At 65.2% G+C, this 25,984-nt stretch carries 28 protein-coding genes and 1 tRNA gene; 18 read left to right on the top strand and 11 right to left on the bottom strand.

The features are described 5' to 3' along the window. Positions 1-106: 106 nt before the first annotated feature. Together QSK37_RS50965 and QSK37_RS50970 are read right to left on the bottom strand one after the other, a co-directional pair. Positions 107-403, bottom strand: coding sequence for a hypothetical protein (locus QSK37_RS50965; RefSeq protein ID WP_285637268.1), 297 nt, complete (start codon positions 401-403; stop codon positions 107-109). Between the two features lie 1,248 nt (positions 404-1,651). Beyond that, positions 1,652-4,078 (bottom strand): hypothetical protein, encoded by a 2,427-nt coding sequence (locus QSK37_RS50970; RefSeq protein ID WP_285637271.1) that lies wholly within the window; start codon positions 4,076-4,078, stop codon positions 1,652-1,654. Between the two features lie 510 nt (positions 4,079-4,588). Here QSK37_RS50970 and QSK37_RS50975 point away from each other — a divergent pair. The 5 genes from QSK37_RS50975 to QSK37_RS50995 all read left to right on the top strand — a co-directional run bounded on the left by QSK37_RS50975 (position 4,589) and on the right by QSK37_RS50995 (position 7,656). Next, complete coding sequence (locus QSK37_RS50975; protein ID WP_285637273.1) at positions 4,589-4,885, top strand: hypothetical protein; 297 nt, start codon at positions 4,589-4,591, stop codon at positions 4,883-4,885. A gap of 385 nt (positions 4,886-5,270) precedes the next feature. Then, positions 5,271-5,798 carry an ATP-binding protein gene (locus tag QSK37_RS50980; protein WP_285637275.1) on the top strand — a complete coding sequence of 176 codons (528 nt, stop codon included), beginning with the start codon at positions 5,271-5,273 and terminating at the stop codon, positions 5,796-5,798. Between the two features lie 175 nt (positions 5,799-5,973). After that, complete coding sequence (locus tag QSK37_RS50985) at positions 5,974-6,339, top strand: helix-turn-helix domain-containing protein (RefSeq protein ID WP_285637278.1); 366 nt, start codon at positions 5,974-5,976, stop codon at positions 6,337-6,339. Between the two features lie 34 nt (positions 6,340-6,373). Next, positions 6,374-7,063, top strand: coding sequence for a hypothetical protein (locus tag QSK37_RS50990; RefSeq protein ID WP_285637280.1), 690 nt, complete (start codon positions 6,374-6,376; stop codon positions 7,061-7,063). Between the two features lie 23 nt (positions 7,064-7,086). After that, positions 7,087-7,656 (top strand): NUDIX hydrolase, encoded by a 570-nt coding sequence (locus tag QSK37_RS50995; protein WP_285637282.1) that lies wholly within the window; start codon positions 7,087-7,089, stop codon positions 7,654-7,656. On the opposite strand, the gene QSK37_RS51000 is transcribed toward QSK37_RS50995, so the two are convergent. Then, positions 7,653-8,768 carry an NsdA family TPR-like regulatory protein gene (locus QSK37_RS51000; RefSeq protein ID WP_285637285.1) on the bottom strand — a complete coding sequence of 372 codons (1,116 nt, stop codon included), beginning with the start codon at positions 8,766-8,768 and terminating at the stop codon, positions 7,653-7,655. The genes QSK37_RS50995 and QSK37_RS51000 overlap by 4 nt on opposite strands. A 203-nt stretch (positions 8,769-8,971) precedes the next feature. Between QSK37_RS51000 and QSK37_RS51005 the strand changes: the two genes are divergently transcribed. Next, positions 8,972-9,436: a GntR family transcriptional regulator gene (locus QSK37_RS51005; RefSeq protein WP_285637288.1), complete on the top strand. Its 465-nt coding sequence runs from the start codon at positions 8,972-8,974 to the stop codon at positions 9,434-9,436. Between the two features lie 179 nt (positions 9,437-9,615). Here QSK37_RS51005 and QSK37_RS51010 read toward each other — a convergent pair whose 3' ends face one another. Together QSK37_RS51010 and QSK37_RS51015 are read right to left on the bottom strand one after the other, a co-directional pair. Then, a complete protein-coding gene (locus QSK37_RS51010; protein WP_285637291.1) occupies positions 9,616-10,371 on the bottom strand; it encodes a PaeR7I family type II restriction endonuclease in 756 nt (251 codons plus the stop codon). Next, positions 10,361-12,034, bottom strand: coding sequence for an Eco57I restriction-modification methylase domain-containing protein (locus tag QSK37_RS51015; RefSeq protein WP_285637293.1), 1,674 nt, complete (start codon positions 12,032-12,034; stop codon positions 10,361-10,363). The genes QSK37_RS51010 and QSK37_RS51015 overlap by 11 nt, the downstream gene beginning before the upstream one ends. Before the next feature lie 334 nt (positions 12,035-12,368). Here QSK37_RS51015 and QSK37_RS52045 point away from each other — a divergent pair, with 334 nt between their 5' ends. Next, positions 12,369-12,659 (top strand): GntR family transcriptional regulator, encoded by a 291-nt coding sequence (locus QSK37_RS52045; RefSeq protein ID WP_432705689.1) that lies wholly within the window; start codon positions 12,369-12,371, stop codon positions 12,657-12,659. A gap of 24 nt (positions 12,660-12,683) precedes the next feature. Here the strand turns inward: QSK37_RS52045 and QSK37_RS51020 are convergent, their stop codons facing one another. The 3 genes from QSK37_RS51020 to QSK37_RS51030 form a co-directional block, all read right to left on the bottom strand. Continuing rightward, a complete protein-coding gene (locus QSK37_RS51020) occupies positions 12,684-12,980 on the bottom strand; it encodes a hypothetical protein (RefSeq protein ID WP_285637296.1) in 297 nt (98 codons plus the stop codon). A gap of 28 nt (positions 12,981-13,008) precedes the next feature. Beyond that, positions 13,009-13,695 (bottom strand): toxin glutamine deamidase domain-containing protein, encoded by a 687-nt coding sequence (locus tag QSK37_RS51025; RefSeq protein WP_285637300.1) that lies wholly within the window; start codon positions 13,693-13,695, stop codon positions 13,009-13,011. Positions 13,696-13,816: 121 nt separating this feature from the next. Next, entirely contained in the window at positions 13,817-14,992 is a 1,176-nt protein-coding gene (locus QSK37_RS51030) for an NsdA family TPR-like regulatory protein (RefSeq protein WP_285637303.1), read from the bottom strand. Between the two features lie 263 nt (positions 14,993-15,255). Here QSK37_RS51030 and QSK37_RS51035 point away from each other — a divergent pair, with 263 nt between their 5' ends. The 11 genes from QSK37_RS51035 (at position 15,256) to QSK37_RS51085 (ending at position 24,430) form a co-directional block, all read left to right on the top strand. Next, complete coding sequence (locus QSK37_RS51035) at positions 15,256-15,426, top strand: hypothetical protein (RefSeq protein WP_285637305.1); 171 nt, start codon at positions 15,256-15,258, stop codon at positions 15,424-15,426. A gap of 73 nt (positions 15,427-15,499) precedes the next feature. Next, positions 15,500-15,826: a WhiB family transcriptional regulator gene (locus QSK37_RS51040; protein WP_285637307.1), complete on the top strand. Its 327-nt coding sequence runs from the start codon at positions 15,500-15,502 to the stop codon at positions 15,824-15,826. A gap of 2 nt (positions 15,827-15,828) precedes the next feature. After that, positions 15,829-16,233 carry a hypothetical protein gene (locus QSK37_RS51045; RefSeq protein ID WP_285637309.1) on the top strand — a complete coding sequence of 135 codons (405 nt, stop codon included), beginning with the start codon at positions 15,829-15,831 and terminating at the stop codon, positions 16,231-16,233. Then, positions 16,230-16,613: a hypothetical protein gene (locus tag QSK37_RS51050; protein ID WP_285637311.1), complete on the top strand. Its 384-nt coding sequence runs from the start codon at positions 16,230-16,232 to the stop codon at positions 16,611-16,613. Before QSK37_RS51045 ends, QSK37_RS51050 begins: the two co-directional genes overlap by 4 nt. A gap of 1 nt (position 16,614) precedes the next feature. Then, a complete protein-coding gene (locus QSK37_RS51055; protein ID WP_285637313.1) occupies positions 16,615-17,595 on the top strand; it encodes a DUF2637 domain-containing protein in 981 nt (326 codons plus the stop codon). Next, on the top strand, positions 17,592-19,700 hold the full coding sequence (locus QSK37_RS51060; protein WP_285637316.1) for a hypothetical protein: 2,109 nt from the start codon (positions 17,592-17,594) through the stop codon (positions 19,698-19,700). The genes QSK37_RS51055 and QSK37_RS51060 overlap by 4 nt, the downstream gene beginning before the upstream one ends. 128 nt (positions 19,701-19,828) lie before the next feature. Further along, complete coding sequence (locus QSK37_RS51065; protein WP_285637319.1) at positions 19,829-20,113, top strand: hypothetical protein; 285 nt, start codon at positions 19,829-19,831, stop codon at positions 20,111-20,113. Between the two features lie 101 nt (positions 20,114-20,214). After that, positions 20,215-20,487, top strand: a complete 273-nt coding sequence (locus tag QSK37_RS51070; protein WP_285637322.1) for a hypothetical protein — start codon at positions 20,215-20,217, stop codon at positions 20,485-20,487. A 70-nt stretch (positions 20,488-20,557) separates the two neighbouring features. Beyond that, the gene (locus QSK37_RS51075; protein WP_285637324.1) at positions 20,558-22,540 is read left to right on the top strand and encodes a YfjI family protein; all 1,983 of its coding nucleotides are present in this window, start codon (positions 20,558-20,560) and stop codon (positions 22,538-22,540) included. A 226-nt stretch (positions 22,541-22,766) separates the two neighbouring features. Next, a complete protein-coding gene (locus tag QSK37_RS51080; protein ID WP_285637327.1) occupies positions 22,767-22,964 on the top strand; it encodes a helix-turn-helix transcriptional regulator in 198 nt (65 codons plus the stop codon). Continuing rightward, positions 22,964-24,430 carry a tyrosine-type recombinase/integrase gene (locus QSK37_RS51085; RefSeq protein WP_285637329.1) on the top strand — a complete coding sequence of 489 codons (1,467 nt, stop codon included), beginning with the start codon at positions 22,964-22,966 and terminating at the stop codon, positions 24,428-24,430. The genes QSK37_RS51080 and QSK37_RS51085 overlap by 1 nt, the downstream gene beginning before the upstream one ends. A 320-nt stretch (positions 24,431-24,750) precedes the next feature. Here the strand turns inward: QSK37_RS51085 and QSK37_RS51090 are convergent, their stop codons facing one another. The 3 genes from QSK37_RS51090 to QSK37_RS51100 all read right to left on the bottom strand — a co-directional run bounded on the left by QSK37_RS51090 (position 24,751) and on the right by QSK37_RS51100 (position 25,686). Continuing rightward, positions 24,751-24,924, bottom strand: coding sequence for a hypothetical protein (locus QSK37_RS51090; RefSeq protein WP_285637332.1), 174 nt, complete (start codon positions 24,922-24,924; stop codon positions 24,751-24,753). A 244-nt stretch (positions 24,925-25,168) separates the two neighbouring features. Beyond that, positions 25,169-25,351 carry a hypothetical protein gene (locus QSK37_RS51095; RefSeq protein WP_285637335.1) on the bottom strand — a complete coding sequence of 61 codons (183 nt, stop codon included), beginning with the start codon at positions 25,349-25,351 and terminating at the stop codon, positions 25,169-25,171. A 253-nt stretch (positions 25,352-25,604) separates the two neighbouring features. Beyond that, positions 25,605-25,686, bottom strand: a tRNA-Tyr gene (locus QSK37_RS51100). Positions 25,687-25,984 lie beyond the last annotated feature (298 nt).

Raw genomic sequence — 25,984 nt, forward strand, 5'->3', positions numbered from 1 at the left:
ACGTCCGGTGAGTGCAGATGAACGCCTCCCGGCCCGGATCGACAGATCCGGTTGAGGACCCGAAGTCAGTCAGTTGGAGGGTCAGACCCGGTCGGGAGGCGCTCATCTACATCATCACTGTCAGTTGGCGGGGGCCGGATGACGGCACCCACGGGTCGGGACGGCTCGCGTCGGTGAGGTGGATGACGTCCTCGCCGGCGGCGTAGGGGCCGGTCGGCGCGGGGAGCGTGCCTTGGAAGGATCGCGTGGGCGCGGTTGCCGTGGCCGGTGCGGTATCGAACGCGTGCGTGGCCACCGGTGTGGCCGACGGTGTGGTCGTGGCGGCGAACCCGGCGCCGGTTCCGGCGACGAGGGCGGCGAGCGCCAGCACCGCGACAGCGCCGATACGGCGATTGCGTTTCATGGGATCGACGCTAGGTTCCGCAGCTCCGTATCGAATCAGCCCATAGATGTAAACAATTTTGTGTCGTAACCCCCGCGAGGTACCGGAGTCATCCCCCGGGACTATGTCGTGCGGCGCGGGGTTCCCTTCGCCGGCATCGTCGAGCGCCACCTTCGTCTTGGCCTACGACGAACACGACGCCAAGCCCTACCGTTGGACCTACGACGGCAGCCCACTCAAAGCCGCATGAACCCCCGAAGGATCAACGCGGCGCTGCACTAGCTTTAGGGCACTGACACAACCGGCTGGTCGTACCGGTCAGCAGCTCCACAGCACCACAGCCAGGGCCGTGTAGCCGGAATCGGTCATGGACGGCGATCGTTCCGTCCGAGACACTGTGCTCATGTTCTGGTGGGAGCCTGTCCTCGGTCTGATCGTGTTAGTCCTGGTCCTGGGGTTCATCTCAGATCGGCGCAATCGCCGTAGGGGATCCAAGCTCGCCGACTGGCGCAACATCTGGGGAGCAATCCGAGAAGACCGCCGCGACTTGCGCGCGTACGACAGGTTCAAGAGCGGTCGCGGCCCTGGTAGCGAATGGATGGATCGCCGCCGCCGATAGCACAGTGGGGCTTAATCGGATCAGGCTCCACGCCGCCGGCCTACCCACTCCGCTCACCCGATCACGGGAAACTCTTACGGATGCCTCCGGCGGGGGCACTCCGGCCCGGGGATGGACCACCCCGGCGTCGGGCTGGTCAGTGGTTGAGGTGGAAGCCGGGTCGAACCGTGGCAGAGCGCCGCCGAGAGACTGCCTCAGCCCCCGCGTCTCGTGCCATTAGCGTGCCAGTTACGGCGGTGATCAAAGGGGAAACAGGGGGAACAACGGATCATGGAACGACGAAGCCCCCACGCACGTCTCCGCAGGTGGGGGGCTGTTTGATCAGGTGGTGGCGGGTCCAGGATTCGAACCTGGGTAGGCTAAGCCGACGGATTTACAGACCCACCGCCTAACTTCTCTGACCTGCACGATCGCCGTCATCACGCTCGATTTTGACCCGTATTCGGCCCGCGCACGGGTTGGGTGGCTTGGTCTAGCAGCGTGACGAGCGGCGGAGGGGCGGCGGACGAGCCCACGCCCTCGCCCCCTGCGTCCAGTCTGCCGACGGCACCTCAGCGCGTGACCCAAAAAAACGGATATCTTCTTCCTCGCATATCGGGAGAAGAACAGGACGGGGATCAGCAAAAGGAGCGCAATCGCGGACACCAAAATCACTCACCTGTACGCCGCCACCAAGGCAGTTGGCGTTCCGCTGCCCAGTCCCGCTGTGACGTCAAATGCGTTGCGAAATTCTCCCTAAGAGAATCTAGGGTGATGGATCGCATTCCAATACCGATATAATCCTCGCGCCAATCCAGAGGGTTGCTCCCCATAATTGCCATCGGATGTAGATCATAAAGATGTTCTGCCGTCAGCGCGAAGTGCGGCCGACCATCTCCATGGGGGTTTTTTCTCCAGGCTGGCCCACACAGCCGAGCGGAGTCCAATGTTGCGACGAAGGTGAATGAAGCATCGAGGCGGGTAGCCAGTACCGCCAGCTTGGCAAGCTCCTCGTCTACAAGGCCAGCGGCACGAGTCTTACATTCACCTACCGCCACCTTGCCGTCAGCAAGAATCAACAAAACATCGGCCTCACCAATAACATCACTCGACTCATGCTCCATAAAATTTACGCCAGGATAACAACCGAACACCGGACCCGTGCGATTAAATCCCGGTCGAAAAAGTTCGACTAGAAACCTGAGGGCCATTACATGCACCAATGCATCGGAGCTGATCAACCGCAAAAGAAGCTCACTTGCGCGATACGTGAAGGACACTGAATCATACGCAAACGGCCGGTCGATGTTGTTAGCGCATCCGCGGCAGACGATCGGTGGCGCGAGTTCAGCAAGAGGGTGCCAGTTCTTCGCCTTACACCGCGGGCATGCGATTATCGTGCCACGTAGCACCAGCCCATGGGACTCTGCCCATTCCAACCACGCTTTAGCTGGTGCATCTTTTTGTAGAATGCGCTTGATTTTTCCAAAGCCTAGCTCGATCTGATCGAACTCGTCGGGAGCACCGGCGTCCTTGCGCAAACGTTCTTCGATCCTCGTCAAGCGATCCTTGCCGTCGGCGGCCTCGTCTACGTCGTCTTTTAGTATCTCACGAAGTCGACGATTGAGATAGCTCACCCCGCGGCGCTCACAGAGCTTAGTCATTAGTTCGTAGACGTCCGGCGAGAACAATGGATAAAGTTTATCAAGCCCGATATCGTCGATGAACTGTTCCGCAATGACTCCTGGTGCACTAGGAGCGCAATACAAATTACGATCTTGCGCACTCGCATGCAGGACATCCAGGCCAGAAACGTATGAGATTTCCGCGAATCTTGCCATGCGCGAGCAGCCCACAATGACACCGCGATCGAAACGCGGTTCGTTACCCACACTCTGCCGACGCATTGTACGCAGCGAGGGAAGTTCCCATCTCTCAGGAACGACAGTAAGCTCCATGCCATTGCTATGCTTATCGAGTAGCATACTCCCAAACCACTGCGTTTCAGCAGGGCTTGGCAACGGAATCCGCGCCCGCCCTTCGCTGAAGTTAACCGTCTCTTGAGACCAGTGCCCGCAATTGTATTTCGCCTGCAAGAAATCGCGATAATCTGCTGCACTGAATGATGAGCCCGCTTGAGCAGCCATGGTCTCTAGTTCTGATGCCCCTACACTTGCACTAACGAGCACGCAGTTCGCGCCACGGACCCCCCAGAGCTTCATCGCAAACTCGCTCTTCCAATACCTCAACGCCTCTTCAACGTTAGCTGAGACGGGAACAGCTAGCGGGAATCCCGCCGGCAGTCCATGCAGGGCACGGAGATGCCAGATAAGACACAGATCCGCTACACTTCCTGGCTCGTATACCACTACGATGTTCGGACCTACACGTCGAGCGGATTCTCCCCGAACGGGAAGTATAGAAGTATCGCTCATTCCACTATCGTGCGGTGCAGCCGCAACTGATAGCAGTACACATGAGAGCTCGCTGGCGGTAATCCTTTGTCTATCTCGCAGGCTTGAAAGCAGATGCTCCGCACCCGGAACAAAATCTTCTCCGGTCGAAAGCGTGACTACCTGATCGAGCGTGAGCTCATCCTTCAGCCCAAGGAATTGCAAAGTAGGCTGATCGTATTCAAGCTTAAGCCTGCCCCATATCCCCAGATATGCCAAATACCAAGGATCTTCCGGATTTACGAAATTTGCGGCTTGAACTTCACGTGCCGGACGTTTCTCCTCTGACAGGCGAGCAATTACGCTGATAATTGGTTCGCCGCCGTTGTCGTAAGTCCAGATCCCGCCATACTCGGCACGGTAATGGTCAAGCATCGGGACAACCCCGCGCGTTACAGTCTCCGAGATATTTGAATCTGCGAGTAGATCGCGCCACGGGCCAGCTGGAGACGAGTCCCGTACGGCAGGAACCACAGTGTTGTAAGCCCCACCCCATTCACTACAGGTCATCTCCAGAACATTGACAGCATCATCCCAATTATTCACGTCGGCGAACCGAGCGATCGGCCTCGGACCGAAAATCCGGGTTATCGCAGTTGGGCCTTCCAATGGGTGCGAGGTCAGGAGATCATGGTAACGCTTCATTCTCGCTATCTTAGCAGCGCCACAGCGTTTCTGGTAGGTAGTGAAGTCAAACACATGTCGTTTGATTTTTCCGAGTGAGGGCCGTTCCGGAAGCGGTCATCGAATACACTCAAAGCCAAGCAGCAAGAAAGCTCGCCCACCTAGGCGAACGATCTTGGCATATTGCAAGCACTCGACGCACCACGATTGGTCTTGCTCGACTTTCTCGTTATCCCCGTCCTGCATCCCTCGACCGATGTGCAGAAGTCGTCCTCGGTCACACACGCACGTTAGCGCGAGACACGAACCTAGTCCGGTCGGGATCCGATCTCGTATTCGAGCCACCGATCACCCCGATCTTCATCTTGGCTTATCGCTGACGGTAGGTCCCGGTTCCCGGTGTCTCCCCGCCGTCGGGCAGGCCAAGGCTGGTCCCTTCGCGTCGGTCAACATCGGCGCGTTAACCAGTGCGGGCTTATGTGCAGTCCGTGTCCGTCGGTCTTATCTCAGCAGCAGAGCTAGGAGGAGACCATGAGCATCGTCTATCTAACCGGCGTTGAGATCGAGTTCGCGCGCGGCCTGGCCGGTCGTGTCCGCTGGGCGAGGGAACACAACAATGGATTCCCGTCCCCGGCGTGGCCGACCAAAGAGCGGCTTGCCGTCGCCCTCGCGATGGGCAATCAGGATTACCTCACCCAACAGGGCTATCGGATCAGTTCTGCGCTTGATCGTGTATGCGTGGGGATGATCTGTCGCTACGACGATCGGATCGCCTGGCTCAATAACATCAGGGATCTCGTAGATCGCTTCATCAGGGAAGCTGGGTAAGCCTCGGATTACGGCCGAGACGGCTATCGGTCAAGGGAGTTCAGCGGACGGCCGGTCACGGTGTACAACTTGGCATAGCCCCGTGTGCTTCGTCGTCGTGCTGCTCAGGCCCGTTGATGACGCCTGTGTCAACGAGCGTTGTGATGCGCGGAGCAGGCCCCTGGGCTATCTGGGGCTCCGATTTGTCCGACCAGTCAACGTGAGCGTGTTAACCCATGCGGGCTTACGCGCGCTGTCTTCCAGCCGGTTCTATCTCCAACGCGGCACCACATGTCCACTGAATCGGCACAGGGAGCAGGTACGCCATGGGATCAGAATCGCCCGTCACCATCCCCTACGAAAGAGGATCGCGGCGTCTCGCGCGTGCTGTGGTCCTCTGCCTGGCGTGAGCGTCGTGACGGAGACGCGTACCGGCTTGGACGTCGGCCCGGCGGCGGAGCAGGGCGGCGAACTCGTCCTCGGCTCGGTGGAAAATCCCGCCCGGCAGCCGTTGCCGGCCGAATCGGCGAACCCGGTCAAGGTGGCCCGCAGCTACGCGGAGAGTGTGCTCACCGAGGTCACCCGGATCGACGCCGATCACGTTGACGATGTGGTGCTGGCCGTTTCGGAGCTGGTTACCAACGCCATCTGTCACGCGGTCGGTGAGGGGCGGCTGTCGGTCCAGCTGGCCGTACGTCCGAGGTGGACACACCTGTACGTCACGGACCCCGACCCGACCGTCCCGGAGACGACCCAGCCCGGTGACGATGACCTGCTGCTGTCGGGCCGTGGTGTGCCGATCGTCGGTGCACTGGGTCTGTTGTGGTTCGTCCCTTCAGACCACGGCAAGACCGCGCACTCCGTGATCACCCGTACCGGCGAAAAGCTGACCGATGAGGAGCGCGAAGCACTCGTCCGCTTGCAGATCGTTTGAACGTCCGCCCGGTCGCCCCCGGCCTCTGACCGCGACCGCGGCGGCGCAGGAGATCGCCCGTACGTCCCCCCTTGGGCGCTCCTGGTGAGGGGACGCCGAAGACTCACCGGTGAGCGGCGTCCCCTCACGAACCCCCTCGTCCCGTTCCCTCCTCTCCGCTGAACAGGTTGGCGCTATGTCTCTCTCCCCTTCAGACCTCCCTGATGACCGTCTGCTTAAGCCCTACGAAGTGGCGCGCCTGCTCGGCATTTCAGTCACGCAGCTCGCGGCGTGGGCTCGTGATGGAAAGCTGCCGGCCGCAGTGAAGACGCCTGGTGGGCATCGCCGCTTCCGCTGGGCCGACGTCCGAGACGCCGTGACCAGGAAGAGCGTCCATGACCCCGAGCGGGAACAACTTGAGATCGACGCCGCCCGCCTGTACAACCAGGGATGGAGCATCCGCCAGGTCGCTGAGAAGTTCGACTGCAGCTACGGCGCGATGCGGAGGATCCTGCTCAAGCGGACCATTCTCAGGCCACGGACACCGCGACCTCCGATCTAGAGCGTCCGAGATCTGGGGCCCGACGAAACCAGCCATGCCGAGCCCGAGGCTTCTACGCTTCATTCCCGTGGATTTGCCGTATCGAGAACTCCCCGACGACATCGAAATCGTCGAGAACGCCCAGGGCCGCTTTGAGGCCAAGAGCCGCACCGAGCCGACCGCCCGATTCGGCTGGTCCCAGCCAACACCCGAGTTGGCCCGTACGGCGTATCTGACGACCCTCAACGTCCGCGCCGCGATGGACCGCGCCCGCGACAGCATGCGTGAGGCGGATACGGGCGGGCCAGCCGGGTTCACCCGGGAACGGTACGAGCGGGCGTGCGCCGAGGTGGGTATTCTCCGGCTGCCGGACAGCGTGTGCCTGAGCCTGGAGCGCAGGAGTTTCGAGGCGCCCGACTACGACGCGGAAACGATCGTCACCGCGAGGCTGGCCGACGCGCGTGGTTCGGCGATCCGGGCGGAGGAGCGTCGTCAGCACAAGGAGTTCGAACGCGACCTGAACGCGATGCCCGGCTTCCGCGGCCTGAGCCGCGACCGGTACGAGGCGCTGTGCGATCTGGTTGGCACCGAGCCGGCCGCCGAGGACCAGATCACCTCGCTGAAGGTGCAATGCTTCCAGCAGGAGGAAGTACGCGGCGTGGTCGAGGTCCCACTGATTCTGGCCAAGTGGCGTGACACCGGGCAGTACTACGAGCGCCGTGACGGAACAACGGTGGACATGTAGCACAAGCCCGGTACGGTCCAAGAGTGAGCACTGACGAGCGCCCGGAAGAGCTGCGGACCAAGGTCTTCGGCGAGCGGACGATCTACGACAACCCCTGGGTCCGGTTGACCCTGGTCGACATCGAACCGCCGGACGGCAACCGGTTCGAGTACCACGTCGTACGGCTTCAGCGCGTCTCCATCGCCCTGGTCCTGAACGACGCGGACGAAGTGCTCATGATGTGGCGCCACCGCTTCGTCGACGACTCCTGGGGCTGGGAACTGCCCGGCGGGATCATCGACAAGGGCGAAGACGGCGCCACCGCGGCGGCTCGCGAGGTACGAGAAGAGACCGGCTGGCAGCCCGCACCGCTCGACCACGTGCTCAGCTTCCAACCCATGGTCGGCATGGTCGACACCCCGCACGAGATCTACACCGGCCGGGGCGCGGAACTGGTCGGTGAGCCGACCGACTTGGAGGAGGCCGCCCGCATTGAGTGGGTGCCGATGAGCAGGGTGTTCGACATGATCAGCAAGGGTGACGTGCTCGGGTCCGGTTCCCTGGTCGGCCTGCTGTACCTGCTCGCCCAGCGCGGCCAGAAGGCCAGCGGTTAGGCGGCGAGCCCGACGCTCGCGATACGCCGCCGCTGCCGTACCGAGCCGACCTGGTTGGCGAGCAGCCGTGCACTGACCAGATGCTTGCGAGCCTCATCCAACTCCCCGCGTGCGGCCAGGGCTTGCGCCAGGTCGCAGCGCAGGCCGGCGGCCGCCCGTACGAAGCTGGTGTCCATCTGCCCGAGCGCGGCGGTCAGGTAGTCGATGGCCGCCTGATCGCCGATCTGGGCGAGGCAGTGCCCGCGCCAGCGGGCGTGATGGACCTCGTCCAACGCGATGAACGGCAGCACCGGGTGGTCGGTGTCTGCGGGCAGGAGCGCGGCGGAACGTTCGAGCGTCCGGCGGCACCCTTCGTCGGCGAGGGCGGCCTGGGTCTCGGCCTCGACGGCGTCCAGCCAGCACAGCAGCAACCGCGGACCAGTGTTGGTGACGAGCGAGCGCGCCGCGCGTACGAGGCGCTGAGCGTCCGTGAGCCGCCCCAGTTCGTGCAGGATGTAAACCTGCTCACCCATCGCGTGCGCGAGCAGCACGGGCGAGTCTGCCTCACGCGCGGCCATCTTCGCGGTCTCGTAATGCCCCCACGCCTGATGAACGGCCCCCACGTCGAGGGCCTGCCAGGCAGCGAGCGTGCCGGCATCGGACAGCACCGCCGACAGGGCCACCCGTACGGACGGTTGGAGACTGTAGGTCACCAGCTCGGTGAGCGTTGCCATCACCGTACGGGTCTGTTCCAGCAGCGAGGGAGCACCGAGGCGGCGATCGAGGAGACGGATGTGGTGTACCTGCTGCTGCATCTGCCGGATGAGTGCCATGTCCACCCGCCGTGCCGTCGCGATCCGGTACCGAAGATCGTCGGACGGACTCGCTGCGGTGGTGGGGGCGACGTCGAGAAAGCCGAGCTCCTCGTCGGTACGGCCGTAGACGAGGCGGTAGAGCTTCCGCCACTCTTCCCCAGGCGCGATGTGCCCGTTCTCGTGACGGGAGATGGTGGTCTTCAGGCTCTTGTCGCTGCCGAGCCTCATGCCGAGCTGGGCCGCGCACCGTCTTAACGCCGAGATGAGGCGGGGCACCTTCCACCCGAACTCCGCCCGTGTCCGCCGGAGCGCCGTCATCTCAGCAGCGTCATCGTCTTCCCACGTCACAGCTCCAGCATCACTGACCGGGGCCGACAAACCTCATTGGTTAACACGGCCGTGTTAACCAATGAGGGCTTATATCTCCGCCCTGCCGGTCGATCTCATTGCAGGGGCCCGGCACTATCACCCTCCGGGTACGCCGACCTCTACCCTGTTCTCACACCGCCGAAGGGAAGCCCGTGGCCAGGCCAAAGAGCAGCGACGCCGTCTACCTGAAGATCGCCGCTGCCCTACGCGACCGCATCCGCGCCGGAGACCTCACGCCGGGCGACAAGTTCCCCTCGGAGGCCGACGTCTCCGCCGAGTTCGGCGTCGCTCGAGGCACCGCCCGCGAGGCGCTTAAGCAACTTGAGGTCGAGGGCCTAGTGGACACGGTGCCCGGAGTCGGCCGCGTTCTCCGTACGGCTCAGCAGGCGGACAAGACTCCCCGCTACCGGCGCATCGCCGCCGAGCTCGTCGCGGCCATCGAAGCCGGCGAGTACCCGCCAGGCTCCCAACTACCTGGCGAAGCTCAACTCGCCGACCAGTTCGGAGCATCCCGAAACACGATCCGCTCAGCACTCGGCGAACTCGACGGCCGAGGCCTCATCGAAGTAGTCCACGGCAAAGGACGCGTCGTCCTTGAACGCCCGAGAGAGGTTTGAGCCAGTCCACAAGGCCTGTATCGATCAGTCACAACATCCCCACCGGCTCAAGGGCACCGCTTCGCGTCGCCAACGGCCGCCCGCCCCGGCGCGCCGGGGCGGGCGGCCTCTCCGGTCCGGTCCCGCCACGCCGGTTCACCCGGCCGCGACCGGAGAGATGCTCACTGCGAGAGCGTCTCTCAAACCGACGGGAAGCCGAGCTGACCGCCCGCGTGCGGTTCGTTGCGGAGCGCTTGGAGTGCAAACCTCACGCGAGCCTCAATCTTGGTGCGCAACGTCTTTGCTGTGGCGGTCGGAATCGGCTCGTCGTAGTGAACGGTGCCGTCGCCATTCACCCATGTCACAACCATCCAACCGGCGTCGTAGACGTTCTGCGCGATGAGCCGTTGAATCATCGTCGCGTACTGGTTGGCGTAGGTGAACGGCTCGAACGTTGGATCAAGCGGGAAGTGCTTCGAGGTAACGCCCAGGCGGCTCCCCGTCGTGGATTCCTGATCGCGGTTAAAGACCATGCCCCACGCGGTCCAGACTCCAAGTTCACCGAACGCCAGGCTGACATCCTGAAAAGTTCTCGCATCGACGGCGCTGCCGATGGCTTCCTCGATGCGGTTGTTGGCGTTCCGGCTGGGGCTCTTCTCCTGCGACTTCATCTCCACCAGGCCGACCAATCGGCCCTTGTGGACCGCCACAACGTCCCAGTTCTTCGACCGGCGGTAGTGCCCTGGGATCACGGTGTCTGTGGTCACTTCGCTCTCAGCCAATCCCGCGTCCACGAACATCTGCCGGACGAACTCGTTCAAGTCCAGCATGTGCCGAGCGTTGCGAGCCTGCGCGCCAGTGTCCAACTTCCCGGCGGCAGCGAGTTTGGCTACGGCGTCGCTCTTCTCGGCCCACCAGTTGACTAGGAGCGGGTGAACCTCATCCTCACTGATCACGGGTGAGCATGGTATCGGTCAGTTCGTAGCTAATGGGGTTAATTTCGTATGCTTGTGCCGCCGCGTCCGTCGCGGCCTTCACGTCACGCGCCCGGAAGGCCTCGCGGAGAGCGTTGGCGACCTCCTCCGGGATAGATGAAGGCTTGGGCACTCGGATGCGCTTGAGGTACTGGGCCTGGAAGCGCAACGTTCCCCCGCGCATCCTCACGCAGTACGCCTCAATGAACGCCTGAGCTACGCGGGATAGCAGCAGTCCGCCGAGCACCTCCATGTCCCAGGTGTCGGACACGACGTAGTAGAGGTTGTGGTGCGGGTAGTGCCCGCCCGGCTCCAGCACTGGGTGGATCGATGCCTTCATGTCCTGGAGCAGCAGCTTAGGCTTGTCGATGATCGAAGGATTCACCTTGTCGATCGTCCGATGCCAGGAATCAGGCGACTTCCTGGCTATGAAGCGGTTCTTCAGGTTGGGGTGTTTCCCCAGGTAGGCGGCCATCTTCGGGTAGTCTCTGAGATCGACCAGCTGCCCGTCCTTGTCCCACGGGTTCACCAAGTAGTTGCCTTGCCAGGCGAAGAAGCCCGACGTCAGATCCTGGCGCATCGCCAGAGGAAGAATCCGGTCTGGCTCGGCAACCTCCGGGTCCGTGGTGACGAACACCTTGTCTGCGCCGGTGGCGACGCCGATCGAGACCTTGGTGGCGGTTCCTTCAGGATCGTGCAACGGCCAGAAGCGGTCATTCAGGTGCTCGATCAACGCCAACCGAGCAGGAGAGCTGACTGGCCACAACTCCTTGCCGCTGAACCAGTGCGGCAGCCGGTAGGCTTTAACACCGGTGTCGGAGAAGTCCGTCAGCGACAGATCGAGCGACCACTTCGAGAGAGCCTGAGCTGCTGACTCACCGAACTCCGCCGTTGTGTCGGCTACAACCACCGACCCCTGCCGCTGGTTGGCGATCACCGTGATCGCCGGGTAGGCGGACACCTGCGCCTCGAAGGCATCGACGTCGTGCATCGTCCAGACGTGTTCGACCGCGTACCGATGCGCGACCACCTCACGAAGTGCGCTCCCGTACTGATTCCTCATCCAGCGGTCGGCGCAGATGAAGCCGATCTTGCCCTGAGGTTTGAGCATGGAGAGGGAGCGTTCGAAGAACCCGACGTAGATGTCTCCGCGTCCACGCATGGTCAGCCACGTCCGTCTATACGTCGCAGCGACGTCGTCGGAAAGGTCGTCGTACCTGATGTATGGAGGGTTTCCGACCACAACGTCTGCGCGCCGCTCGTCGACACCGTTCAAGAGGAAGTCCGCATGGCGGACCCAGCGCTCTGCAAGATCGGTGGCGACTTCGTCAGACGCACCGGCGGTGGTGAGCAGCTTGCAACACAGTCCCCGGGCTACCTCGACGTGTTGCTCCTGCAAGTCGTACGCCCGTACTGAGTCGCCGAGCGAGGCTAGATCCCGGCCGTGGGCCACCGCACTCTCCAGGAGCCGCTCGACCGCGGGTCCGAGAAACGCGCCCGAGCCGCATGACGGCTCAAGAAGGTGCAACGCGCTCAGGTCCCGATCGGCGGTGTAGCCCGTCAGGTCGAGCAGCACCTCGACCACCCAGCGGTGGGTGAATACCTCGCCGTAGGTCTGTACCTGGGTGGTCTGTCTTGCAGTCATGGATCAACTCTAGATTCGGGACCGACTGCCCGGAGACTCTCTCCACAGGATGTCGGCTGGACACCGTGTTCACGCGCCGTGCTGTCGATCACGCTGCAGTGCCTCGACCTCGTCCAGCCGCTTACCCCGCCGTCAACAATGAACTGCGAACGGTCGCCAGGACCGAGTACGCGTCGGCTGGCGACGTCGTGTTCGATCTGGAAGCGCTTGAGTCAGGGGTCGACATACTGCCCGCAGGAACGGGCCCAGATCGAGGGGCATCTGTGGGCGGGGCTGGACGACCTTGATCTCTCTTGTAAACAGATGCTCAGATGCGGCCGTGACGATCGCCAGGGTGCTTGAGGCCGTTCGGGGCTGGGGCGATCGGCTGCCGCGCGACCTTCGGTGCTCGGGCCGTGGCCGGCCCTGCGCTCCGGGTCCGCTTGCCCTCGTAATAAGCTCGTCGCGGCCATCGAAGCCGGCGAGTACCCGCCAGGTTCCCAACTGCCTGGCGCAGCTCGCCGACCAGTGCGGAGCATCCCGAAACACGATCCGCTCAGCACTCGGCGAACTCGACGGCCGAGGCCTCATCGAAGTAGTCCACGGCAAGGGACGAGTAGTTCTCGCCCGCATCAGAGACGAATGATCGCTGCCGGGTGTGGCCCGGAAATCATAGTTTCAGGGTCGGGTGAGGGTTCGGCCTCGATCGTACGGTCGGGTCTGTGGCGACGACGACCGACGGCAACGACCCCACGCGGCCGTCCTCCTTGTAGACAACCGAGGAGCCGCCGACGGCCTCGTAGGAACTATCGCCGTCGACCAGGAATTCTCGAGCGCCAACAGCGAAGACATACACCTCGTCGGTTTCGGTTATGGTTCGATCGTCGATGCAGAATGTGCCGTGCTTCCATCCCGGTTCGAAGAATTCGCGGATGGCGTCGAATGCCTCTTCGTATGTGACTGCCATATGTCTCGTCCAATCGTGAGAGTCGTGGTCAATGCTCGAGGTAGGGCTTTGTTCTGCTGGGATCTGGTGTCTGTAGGTCGTCTAGTCGTAGGTAGGCTGTGCGGCCCCCGATATTGAAGTAGTGGGAGGCGTCCATCACTGGAGGCGTCGGTTGTCCGTCCACGAAGCGGACCTTGCCGCCAACGTTCTCCACGTTGAAGACGTGAGCACCCGTGTTCCCGTGCCAGACGATGTAGACGACACCTCTGGCGCCGGGCTCCTTGAATGCCGCTTCGATCTCGCTCTTCGTGCCGTCGGTGAAGTCACCGTCCCAGGCATCCTCGATCACATCGAGAGGTCGACCGCCTGGGCCGCCTTGGTCTGTCCGGAGATGGCTTTCAAGGGGGCCTGCTTCGGCGTCGATGCCACGTCGCTGCAGCTCGTTCGCTTGTACAACTCCCGTGCAGTTCTCCGAGTAGGCCGACTTGGTCCGTTCGTACTTTGGGTTGACCTTATCGAGGGTCTGATCGATTTCCTTGTCGATCTTTTTGTCGGCAAGGGTCGCGAGTTCTTTGCCGAGCTCGCGCTGGCGCCTGGGGTCATCGGTTTCGTTGTTCTCGTGCTCTCCGGCCGGCTCGTCCTCAGAGGATGTATCTCCACCTGTTGGCTTGTCATCCTTCCCGGCTTCAAGGGATGCGTCGGTTTCCCCGTCGCTCTCTCGCTCGAGTTCCGCCAATCGGGCGCGGGCTTCCGCTCGAGATGGGAAGCCAGGGGTTCCGGGGTGGTCGGACACGGGAGGGGGCCGATCGGGAGAGTGGTTTCCCGGCGAGTCAGGTTCATCGCCTTGCTTGATGCGGTCAGTCGTCACCACTGGTTCCTGCCTTGGCCGTGAGGGGAGGGGCCTCGGCCAGAAGCGCAGAGCGAGCTATGAGGGCCTCGATCCGACGTTTCTGACGGAGTGAGCCAGTACGGCTGGCCAGGACGCGCGCGTCGCGGAGGTGTTCTTCGGCCGTCGCGCGATCGCCGCGAACGCAGAGAGCCGTGGCGAGGTCGATTCGGACGCCGGCCTCTGCTCGGGCGTAGGTCCCGGCGACAGCGGCGAGGCCGGTGGTGAGTTCTTCAATGGCGTCTTCGTCGCCGAGCCGGGCGAGGCAGTTGCCACGCCAGCGCGCGAGGTGGCTCTTGCTGAGTACGAGGTAGGGCGGCACGTCATCCGGCTCGTCGGGAAGCAGGCCGCTCGCCTCGTCGAGCGTGCGGCGTGCCGCGTCGTCGGCGTTGCCCGTGGCGGTGAACATCTCGGCGTGTGCGGCGGCGAGCCAGGTTCGCATCAGTGCGGGCAGGGCCGTACCGGCCTGATTGCGGGCGTGACTGACGAGTTCGGTGGCCCGCTCGGCGTCGCCCAGGTCGAGCAGCACGTATGCCTGTTCCGCGGTGGCGAAGGCCAGCAAGGAGGGGTCTTCGGCTTCTCTTGCGGCGGCTTTGGCGCGTTCGAAGTGTTCCCACGATTCGCGTGAGGTGCCGACGTCGAGGGCTTGCCAGCCGGCCAAAGCCGAAGCGTCGGCTAACACCTTGGCGAGTAGCCGCCGTACGCCGGGGCGTACGGCGTGGCGATTCAATTCCTCCACGTGGGAGATGTGCGCTCGGATCTGGTCGTGGATGAGCTGGGCGCCTTGGCGGGCGTCGAGTCGGCGGATGGTGTCCGTCTGGGCTTGTAGGAGGTCGGCGACCTCGACGTCGACCGAGGAGGCGCGGGCCAACTCGGCGGCGAGTTCTTCCAGCGGCGCGGGCTCGGGCGCCTCGGGCTCCGCGACGAAGCCGAGCTCGGCCGGCGAGCAGCCGTACACCTCGCAGAAGAGCTGCTGGTAGAGGTGGCTGACAGCGCCGTGGCCGTTCTCCCAGCGGGCGAGCTGGCGGGCGAGGCTCTCCGGCTGAGGGAGCGCTTCGCCGCGTGCTTTGGCCGCGCGACGTAGGCGCACGTCGAGTTGTGCCTTGCTCCACCCACGGCGTTGCCGGTGGGCTCGCAACGGGGTCAACGGCACTCCTCACCGAACAGGTCGCACATGTTCACCGGCCTGCCATTCTGCCGCTTCCCGGTGACATGACAAGGGAGGACAGTCACCCTCTGTCATCCGGTGTCATCTACTGCCAGGTCAGCGCGCCGACCAAGCTGACGGGTGTCGGGCCGAGGGCCGGCCGACACGCCGCACCGAAGCGAAGGGACTTGACAGGCGATGACCCCGAGGCATTACTTGTACATGTACTACCTGTCTAGCGAACGAGTTGGGGAGGGCCGCTGATGTTCGCGCAGCCGAAGAAGTGGCCTCGGTACGTGGCCGGCGCGATCGTCGTCGTCTTCGTGTTCAAGAACCCGGCCGCTGCCGCTCAGCTCGTCAACCACCTCGGCGGACTCATCACCCAGGGCGCCACGGCGCTCTCGCAGTTCGCCTCCGCGCTGCACGTCGGCTGATCCGGTGCACAGCCACCAAGCACACACCGGACCCGCCGTTCCCAACCGATCACGGCCCATCAGGAGATTCCGCGTGAACGAACACCCGAGCAGGCTCAGCACGCCTGACCTGCGCGACGAATGCCTCGACGGGGCTCAGTGCCTCTTCGACGCCGAACTGCACGACGGCCCGGACCCCGAAGACCGCTTCGAGCACCCGGACGCCCGCGCCGCACGCGAAGACGTCGCCAAGGACATCTGCGCCACCTGCCCGGTTCAGGTCGCGTGCCTTGAGTACGCGATCCGGACCAAGCCGACCAGCGGCATCTGGGCCGGTCTCACCGCCAAGGACGTCGCTCAGCTCCACGCGCTTCGCGTCGAGCGTGCGCGGCTCGGTGACGCCTATGAGGAGGTGGCCTGACCATGGACTACAGCGCTACGGAACTGGCCGCGCTCCTGCGCATCGGCGCCCAGGGCTGCCTGTCCGATCAAGCCGCCGTCGGCCTCCTGACCGACCATGACCTGTGGCTGCACCGCAGCGACTTCGCCCGCACCTGCGTCACGGTCGAGACCGACCCCTTCGTTCCCGGTGAGGAGATCGCGGCCTTCATCGACTGGGGCACCGCGATTCGACTCCTTGTCACCGGGGCCCTGCCGTGCTCGCCCAGCGAGGCGGCCATGCTCCGCATCGCCGCCGGTCTGGCCGGGGTTCCGGTCAACCTGCGGGCGATGCTCGGCGGCCTGGACTCGCGCAACATCCAGCTCGTCGCTGAGGCCGTCATGCACGCGAACGGCACGCGCAGCGACATCCATGGGGAGGTGGCATGACCATGGCCCACACCGCTACTGAACTGGCGGCGCTCCTGCGCGTGGGCGCCCAGGGCTGCCACTCCGACGAGGCCGCGGTCGGCCTGCTGGTCGAGCACGACACCTGGCTGCACCGCAGCGACTTCGTCCGTACGTGCGTCACCGTCGAGACCGGCCTCTCTGACGATGGGGTCGCGGCCTTCATCGACTGGAGCAACGCCGTCCGTGTCCTGGACGCCGGAGGGCTGCCGTGTTCGACCAGTCAGGCCGCCGTCCTCCGCATCGCCGCCGGCCTGGCCGGGGTGCCGGTCAACCTGCGGGCGATGCTCGGCGGTCTGGACTCGCGCAACATCCAGCTCGTCGCCGAAGCCGTCATACGCGCCAACGGTAGGAGGCGCTGAGATGACCGACTCCTACGCGATGCCCGTACCAAGGGCGTTGAGTGAGCACGAGCAGACCGCTGTGGCGGTGGTCGGGGGACTGGTCGCGGCGCTGGGCCTGCTCGGGTTCGTCAACAGCTTCGCCCGCGTCGCCGCCGCTGCTCACGACTCGTTCGGGCGCCTGGCGTTCACCGTGCCCGTCGGCATCGACGTCGGCATCGCGGTCTTCGCCGCGCTCGACATCGTGCTCGCCCGGCTCGACATGCGGGTGCGGTGGCTGCGGCTGATCCCCTGGTCGCTGACCGGCGCCACGGTCTACCTGAACGTCGCCGGCGAGAGGTCGGTGTTCGGGATCGTCGCGCACGCGACGTTGCCCGCGCTGTGGGTCGCCGCCGTGGAAGTGGCCGCGCATGTCGTCCGTACGCGCGCTGGTCTGGCCGCCGGTACCCGCATGGATTCGATCCGGTTGTCCCGGTGGCTGCTTGCGCCCTCGGCGACCGTACGGCTGTGGCGCCGGATGGTGCTGTGGGAGACGCGTTCGTACCCGGCCGCGCTGGTCCGCGAACGTGACCGGCTGCTCGCGCTGACCGATCTCAAAGATACGTACGGGCCGATCGCGTGGCGTTGGAAGGCGCCTCGCCGGATCAAGGCGCTGTACATGCTCGGCGAGCTGACTCCCGCCGCTGACATGCCCGCTCCCGTAGGAGAGCCCGAGCCGTCCAGCCGGACCACGACCACGCCACCGCGCGGACGGTCTATCCGACGCAAGGGAACGCGGTCCAGGAGAAGGCGCCGGACCGTCCCGAACGTCGATGACCTCATGCCCGCCGGACGGCGCATCGCCGCCGAAGCGGACGAACGCGGCGAGCCACTCACCCGCGATCGGCTCGCCATAGGGCTCCGTCAGTCGGGCACCACTGCCGGCAACGAACGCGTCGGTGCCCTGCTGGCACGCCTCAAGCACGAGGACGACACCACGGCACCGACGGAAGGTGACCAGTGAGCAAGCCACTCAACGCCGTACCCGCCGAGGACGGCGACACCATGGGGGACCTGATCCCGCTCCGTCCGGCGCGGACTGAAGCCGAGCAGGACACCCACTACGAAGTCACGCTCGATGAGGAACCGACGCCGGACGTCGTACTCGTCCAGGCGCCCGAGCCCGTAAGCGAGCGGCACCCGATCATTCCGGCCGAGTTGCGTGGCTGGTCGACCATCAGGGCGGCCGCCCAGCACGCCGCGGGCCGGTTGGCGCACCAGACCGGCTACCACGCCGTACGCGCACCCCGCTACACAGTCCTCGGCTGCTTCTGGGCGGGCGTGGGCGTGTTCCGGCTGCTCGGGCGACACCTGCGCTGGTGGTGGGTGACCGAGCAGTACGGCCTGCGGCAGGGCGCGGCCGACCGCCACGACCCGGAGATGTGGATGAAGCTCCACCGCGAGGTCAAGGCCACCCGAGCCTGGCGCGGCCTCGTGCTCCTCGGCGAAGCCATCGGCGTTGCCGTCGCCGCCGGAGAGGTCATCACCGGTCCGGGGTGGCTGACGGTCGCCGTTCTGGCGGGGACTACTCCCGCGCTGGCACGCGTCGGTCGGCCGAGTGATCGCCGCATCATCTCGCCGGCGGTCGTGACGCCGAGGTTCCGCAAGCTCAACCCGGACATCGTGTTGCGCGCCTACTACGCCGCCAAGCTCGGTGACCCCGACAAGCCCGGCCAACAGGTCCACTTCGGATCGACCATGTCCCGCGACGGCAACGGCTCACGCGTACTGATCGATCTGCCACACGGCAAGGGCCTGGACGATGCGATCAAAGCCAAGCCCGCCATCGCCTCGGGGCTGGACGTGTCCCTGTCGCAGGTGTTCATCACCCGCGATCCGACCTCACATCGTCGGCATGTGTTGTGGGTCGCCGACCGTGACCCGCTCGCCATCCCGGCCGGCCGTACGCCGCTGCTGACCTGCAAGCCCACCGACATCTGGGCCCCGGCGCCATTCGGCCTCGACGAGCGTGGCAACCGCGTCTCGGTCGAGCTGATGTGGAACTCCGTCCTCGTCGGCGCGCAGCCTCGGCAGGGCAAGACGTTCTCGGCCCGAGCCCTGGCGCTGTACGCGGCGCTCGATCCGTACGTGAAGCTGTCAGTCTTCGACGGGAAAGGCTCCCCGGACTGGCGCAAGTTCCGGCTGGTGGCCGACCGGTGCGCGTTCGGCCTGGCGATGACCCGCGATGGCGATCCGGTCGAGCTGTTCATCGACTCCCTACGGGAGATCAAGGCCGACGTTCAGGACCGCTACCAGCGGCTGTCCGAACTCCCCGTCGATGTGTGCCCGGAAGGGAAGCTGACGCGGGAGATCGCTCGTGACCCGCGCTACCGGATGCCGGTCCGGCTCGTGGTGATCGATGAGTTCCAGGAGTACTTCGACCTGCCCGACCCCGACGCGACCAAGGAGGTCGCCGCGCTCCTGGTGTTCCTGGTCAAGGTCGCGCCCGCGGCTGGGGTGATCGTGCTCGGCGCCACCCAGAAGCCGAGCGGCATCGGCAGCGGGCAGGTCGCCCAGCAGTTCAACGCCTTCCGCGACAACCACCAGATCCGGTTCTCACTGCGTACCGGCTCCTGGCAGGTCTCTGACCTCGTACTCGGCTCGGGTGCCTACTCCGAGGGCTATGACTCCTCGACGCTGCTGCCGGACTACAAGGGCGTCGGGATCCTGCGCGGCGCATCGGACGTCACGCCGACCGTACGGACCCACCTGGCCGACGCCCAGGACGCCGAGAAGATCCTCACCGCCGCACGCGCCTACCGCCAACGCGCCCGAACCTTGACCGGCATGGCCGCCGGCGAGGAGGTGACCCGCGAGGTCCGCGACGTACTCGCCGACGTACGAGCGATCTACAACCCCGGTGAGCGCGGCCTGCACTGGCAGCAGATCGCCGCACGGCTCGCCGACGCTCACCCCGAGCACTACGCCGACCTGACCGCTGATGCGATCTCAGCCCAGGTACGCGCGTTCGGCGTCCCGTCCGTCGATGTGAAACGCAGCGGGCTCACGCTCAAGGGCGCCCGAGCCGACGCGATCAACACCGCCATCCAACGCCGCGCCGACCGGTAGCGGCACTCCCGCGACCGGTAGCGCGCACGCTACCCGGCCCGCTACCCGCGCGACCTGCGGCAATACGCCCAGGTCGCGGGTAGCGGCCCCCACCCCGCACGCCCAAAAACAGCCCAGAAAGGCCACCCATGACCCTCATCACCGCTACCGCAACCGCGACCGGCTCATCGACCGCATCGGCGCTCGTGTTCGCTCTCGTGCTCGGCGCCGGCTACCTAGCCGCCTGCGTCATCTGGCCGTTCTGCGCCTGCCGCCACTGCGGCGGCACCGGCCGGTTCGTCTCACCCACCGGCCGCGCCTGGCGGTCCTGCCCGCACTGCGCGGGCACGGGAGCCAAGCTCCGCCTCGGCCGCCGCATCTACAACCACCTCAAGCACACCCAGGACCGCGACCGTACACGCAGGCCCCGATGACCGGCCGCAGAAACGCAAGTGCGGCCCGGCGCACAGCCACCAAGCACGACGCCGGACCGCCGCCCCCAACCGATCACGTAACCGAAGGAGGCACCTCCATCATGACCCAGCTCGGAGATACCGGCCACCACAAGGCCCAGCGGCGTACGGCCTGGCTGCTGCCCGAAGACGGCGTCATCGATCCCGTCGCGATCGACCTGGCCGCCAGAGGAGTTCGGCCCGTCGCGCTCACGCCACGCGAGCGGCGTATTGCGGCCGCGCTCATCCTCGCCGTTGGCGGGACGCCGAACACCATCGCCAAACGCCTCCACATGGCACACAGCAACGCCCGCGTCCTCGCCGACCAAGTCACCGCCGACCGACCCGCCGCCTAGACGACCGCTCACGCCCCGCCGCCCCAGCGCAGCGGGGCACCGGCCGAACCCGAAAGAGGGACCCGCACCCGTGGCCAAGCCAAACCAGCTCCGCGTCATCGACGGCGAGACGCCCGAGGCCGACCTTGACCGCATGCCACCGCACAACATCGGCGCCGAGCAAGTCGTCCTCGGCGCGGCGATGCTGTCGCCCGCCGCGCTGACCGAGGCCCGCAAACTCCTCGACGGCAGCGAGTTCTACCGACCGGCGCACCTACGGATCTGGGAAGCGATCACCGCTCTGGCCGGCCGAGGCGCCCCGTTCGACCCGCTCGCCGTCGGCGCCGAACTCGGACGCGACCTGGCCACCACCGGCGGGGCGCTCTGCCTACACAACCTCATCGCCCAAGTCCCGGCCGCCACCAACGCCGGTTACTACGCCTGCATGATCCGCGACCTCGCCTACGCCCGAAAGGTCATCGACTCCGGCGACCGTCTCACCGAACTCGGCTACTCCGCCACCGGCAACGACGCCGCAAACCTGCGCGGCGCGGTGGCCGCCGAGTTCGCCGCCGTCGCCTCAGCCGATGTACGGGGCTGGGCCGAGCCCACGCCGCTCACATCGACCGCGACCGGTCTGCCGAGCTTTCCGCTGTGGACGTTCCCGGACTGGCTCGGGGAGTACGCGGCTTCGCTCGCCGAGGTCACCCAGACCCCACCAGACCTCGCCGGGTGCCTGGCCCTGGCCGTGCTCGCCGTCGCGGCCGGAGGGAAGGTGTGGATCCAGGCGCCGGCCTGGCGGGAACCGGCGAACCTGTTCGTCGTCGTGATCCTGCCGCCCGGCAACCGCAAGTCCGAGGTCTACCGGGCGATATGCGCCCCGATCAAGGCCGCCGAACAGGCCCTGATCGCCGAGGCCGAACCGCTCATCGCCGAAGCCGTCATCGCCCGCCGCGTCGCCGAGGCACACGCCGACAAGACCGCGAAGACGGCCGAGAACGCCGCCGCACTCGACCCCACCCAACGGGCGCTCGCGCTCACCGAGGCCACCGAAGCCAAACTCGCCCTCGACGCCACCGTGGTTCCGGCACGGCCGAGGCTGTACTCCGACGACGCGACCGTGGAAGTCCTGACCTCCCTGCTATGCGAACAGGGCGGCCGCATGGCCGTGCTCTCACCCGAGGGCGAGATCTTCTCCATCGCCGCCGGCCGCTACTCCGGCGCCCCCAACTTCGCCGTCCTGAAGAAAGGACACGCGGGCGAAGAGATGCGCGTCGACCGCATGGGACGCGAGTCCGAACACATCGACGCCGCCACCGTCACCCTCGGCATCTGCACGCAACCCGGCGTCCTGGCCGAACTCGGCGACACACCACAGTTCCGCGACCAAGGACTCCTCGGACGCCTGCTCTACGCCCTCCCCGACTCCCTACTCGGCCACCGCAAGAACCGCCCCGACCCCATGCCCGCCGACCAGGAAGCGACCTACCGGACCAGCATGAAAGCCCTCGTGCTGTCCCTCGCCCGCCTCGCCGAGCCGACGACACTGACCTTCACGCCCGACGCACACGACGCGATCACTCAGCTTCTCGCCGACACCGAACCCCGGTTCCGACCAGACGGCGACCTGGCCCACATGACCGACTGGGGCGGCAAACTCGTCGGCGCCATCGTCCGCATCGCCGGACTGCTCCACCTCGCCAAACACCTGCGCGACGGCTGGAACAGGCCCATCACCGCCGACACCTTCGCCGACGCGGCCGACATCGGCGAGTACTTCACCACCCACGCCAAGGCGGCCTACGACGCCATCGGCGCCGACCCGGCAACCGCCGACGCCAAGGCCCTTCTGGACTGGGCGCGCAGCACCAGCCGAACCCGCTTCGCCGCCCGCGACGCCCAACCCCCACTCCGCACCCGCTTCAAGAAGATCACCGACCTCGATCCCGCCCTGCGCGTCCTGGAAACGCACGGCTGGATACGCCGCCTACCCACCCCGCCCAGGACCGGCCGAGGACGCCCAGCCGCACCCACGTATGAGGTCCACCCCGCCGCGCTGGAGACCGACCGATGACCACGCAAGCGCCGCACCATCAGCCGTCCGAGCTGGCCCGACGCCCTGAAGCACGTAAGCGAAAAGCAGCACAAATGATTCTGCTGATTTTCGCTTACCTGCTTCGCCCCGCTCGCCCGCCTCCAGCACGCACGGCCGAGACACCGACCGTGACCAGCGGACAGCCACCAAGCACGCCGCCGGCCACGCGATCCCAACCGATCACGACGCTGGAGGACACCACTCCGTGAAGACCGCCGTACGCACCCGGGACAAGCTCACCCTCGCCGAGGTCTGCGCCGAACTCGGCATCTCCCGCTCGACCTTCTACGACTGGCGCGCCAAGCAGAAGGCCCCACGCTGCATCACCCTGCCCAACGGCAGCCTCCGCATCCGCCGAACCGAACTTGACCGCTGGCTCGACGCACGAGAGGACGCCGTCTGATGCAAGACATCACGTATGACGTCCGGGTTCACGAGACCCATGTCCGCAAGGGCACGAGGGTCACCACCTACACCGTGCGCTGGAAGGTCGGCCCGAAGCGCTGGAGCGAGGGCTTCCGCAACAAGGCACAATCCGAAAGCTTCCGTGCCTCGCTGATCACGGCAGCAAAGAACGGCGAGGCGTTCAGTCTCAAGACGGGCCGACCCACCGCATGGCAACGCGACGAGAAGGCGATCAGCTGGTACGCCTTCTCGCTCGACTACGCCGCAGCCAAGTGGCCCCACGCCTCGCCGAACCACCGACGCGGCATCGCCGAGGCGCTCACCGACGCGACCGAGGCAATGCTGAAGACCCACAGAGGCGCACCGACCAGAGAGCAACTCCGCGCCGCTCTGCGTGGTTGGGCCTACAGCGGACGCCTTCAAAAACAGGAGGAGGCGCCTGAGGGCCTCGCTCCGGTCCTGCGCTGGCTGGACCGAAACACCCTCGACATGTCCGAGCTTGACCCCGAAGGGAACGGACCCGCCGTGGCACGCGCCGTACTCGACCGACTGAGTTCGAAGCAGAACGGTACGCCGGCTGCCGGCAGCACAGCCAACCGCAAGCGCATGACGTTCAACAACGCCATGGAGTACGCCTGTGAGCTCCGGATCCTGTCCGGCAACCCGCTCAAGCGAATCAAGTGGACCAAGCCCCGCACCGTCCAGGCGCTCGACATGCGCGTAGTCGTCAACCCCGAACAGGCCACACGGCTGCTGACGGCAATCAGCCACCAGGGCGAGCAAGGCCCGCGCACGGTGGCGTTCTTCGCCGTCATGTACTACGCGGCGCTACGCCCCGAGGAGGCCGTAGATCTCCGGACTGAGCACCTCATCTCCCTGCCGAACGAGGGATGGGGAGAGATGCGACTCACGCACGCCGAGCCCCGCAGCGGCTGCCGTTGGACCAACAGCGGGAAGCCACGAGACCGGCAACCCCTCAAGCACCGGGCGCCCGGCGAGACACGGCCTGTACCCATACACCCCGAACTCGTGAGGATCCTGCACCACCACATCGAGCAGTTCAAGATCCGCCCTGGCGCCCGGCTCTTCGTCGGCCCGCGCGGCGGGATCATGACCGATCGCACGTACCTGGGCATCTGGCACAAGGCTCGGGCCGAGGCCCTCACCACCGAGGAGGCTGCCTCGCCACTCGCCGAGACGCCGTACGCGCTCCGCCACGCCGCCGTCTCCACCTGGCTCAGTGCCGGAGTCCCACCCGCCCAGGTCGCCGCCTGGGCGGGGCACAGCGTTGATGTCCTTCTCCGCGTCTATGCCAAGTGCGTCGCCGGTCAGGAAGACGACGCCAAGCGCCGGATCAGCGAAGCCACCAAGGTGGCGGAGCGCCTCACCAGAACCACCAGGACCGCAGCTGTCCCTGAGGAGATAGGGCCTGACCTCGACGGTACCGCCGCCGATCAGCTATGAGCTGGGAAAATACCGTTACACGTGTCGGCTGCAGCAGCGCTCGTCGCGGCGGAAGCCTCGATACTTCTACTCGGTAGATCCATACAAGTTTTCCAGCCTGTTTTTCTCGATCCGTTCATCAATCACGCACAGAAAACTTGTGCGCTAATCTCGCGGGTAGTTTGTTGTATAAATCTGTTGGGTAGATCCTGCAGAACTTATCTGTTCTTATCTTATGTTCTGGTACTCTATCTACATGAGTGATGCCCCGACGGTCGACCGCCGAGGCATCACGTGGCCCTGGAGAGGCGCTGCAACGCCGCTCTACGGGCAGTTGGTTTCTATCGGTGCAAAAAACCGTGTAGATAGCTGATGAGCTGCACGGACACGTAGGTCACCTGGGAGATCAACAGGGCGTCCCGCAGGCGCTTGCGCCAGTTTGGCGAGCGCCTGCGGTCGTCGCCCTCGTCACCATCACCCTCATCCTGGGGATCGTTTGAAGCCGTGTCGGCCATTAGAAGGCTCCCTTCTTGCGGATAACGATCAAGGTGCGTCAGTCCACGACGCACCCGTCCCCCGATGATATCCCAGTCGCGCCAGCTTTCGGCAATTTCCGTTGCGGTCCAAGCCTTTCATGCGGGCACCGACAGCGAGCCCGAGGTCCGCTATATAAAGCGACAATGCGCAAAGACCGCGTGACCTGCTGGAATGCCATGCCTGATGCAAGACACGTTGGCGATGGGCACACGGCCGGCCGTGTCATCCCCATTCATCCAGCAGGCTCGTTCGGCTGGCGGGGATGCTCAGAAGCTGGATCAACTCGGTGTAGCGCGTCGATGCTAGGGCCGGGGTGATCTCCAGTCCTGCTGGGTCGATCAGCGCGCCCCAACCTGCCCACAGTCCATCAGCACGGAAGTTCAGCGCCCAAGGCAGCACCGTCACTCGTCCGTGCCATACCGAAAGAACGCGACGCCCAGACACCGACCATGCTCGGTCACCACGTAGACCCCTGCTCTTGCTACCTACTTGCCCGCGGGTAGTTGGAGACAGAGACGAGGGCCCAGGCGCGTTCCTGGGTCAACCCGTATTCAACCCAGCCAGCCGCAAGCACCCGAGGAGAGCCGGACACAGCCGGACAGGAACGAAACAGCCCCGCACCGCTGTCATCGCAGGTGGGGGGCTGTTTGCGCTGCTGTGGCGGGTCCAGGATTCGAACCTGGGTAGGCTAAGCCGACGGATTTACAGTCCGCTCCCATTGGCCACTCGGGCAACCCGCCGTCACGTCGTCCGTAACGACGCTCTGAAGGATAGCGGACTCTGAACCCTAAGGTGACATCGGATTCCCGGCGCGCGGGTGGTGGCGTCGGAGGGGCCTGTGGGGCGCGGTCTCACTACTCTGTCGTTGAGATCGTCATTCTCTGTGAGGACGCAAAGTGGCAGACAGCTCTTTCGACGATTCACTCTAAGCACACAACGCGCTGACCTGCCCGAACACCCCACCTACAACTGAAAACGCCCCCGCAGGCACGACGGCAATCGCGCCTGGGGGACTTGATCGGACTACAGGGAGTCCAA

The organism is Actinoallomurus iriomotensis, assembly GCF_030269445.1.
Lineage (GTDB): Bacteria > Actinomycetota > Actinomycetes > Streptosporangiales > Streptosporangiaceae > Actinoallomurus > Actinoallomurus iriomotensis.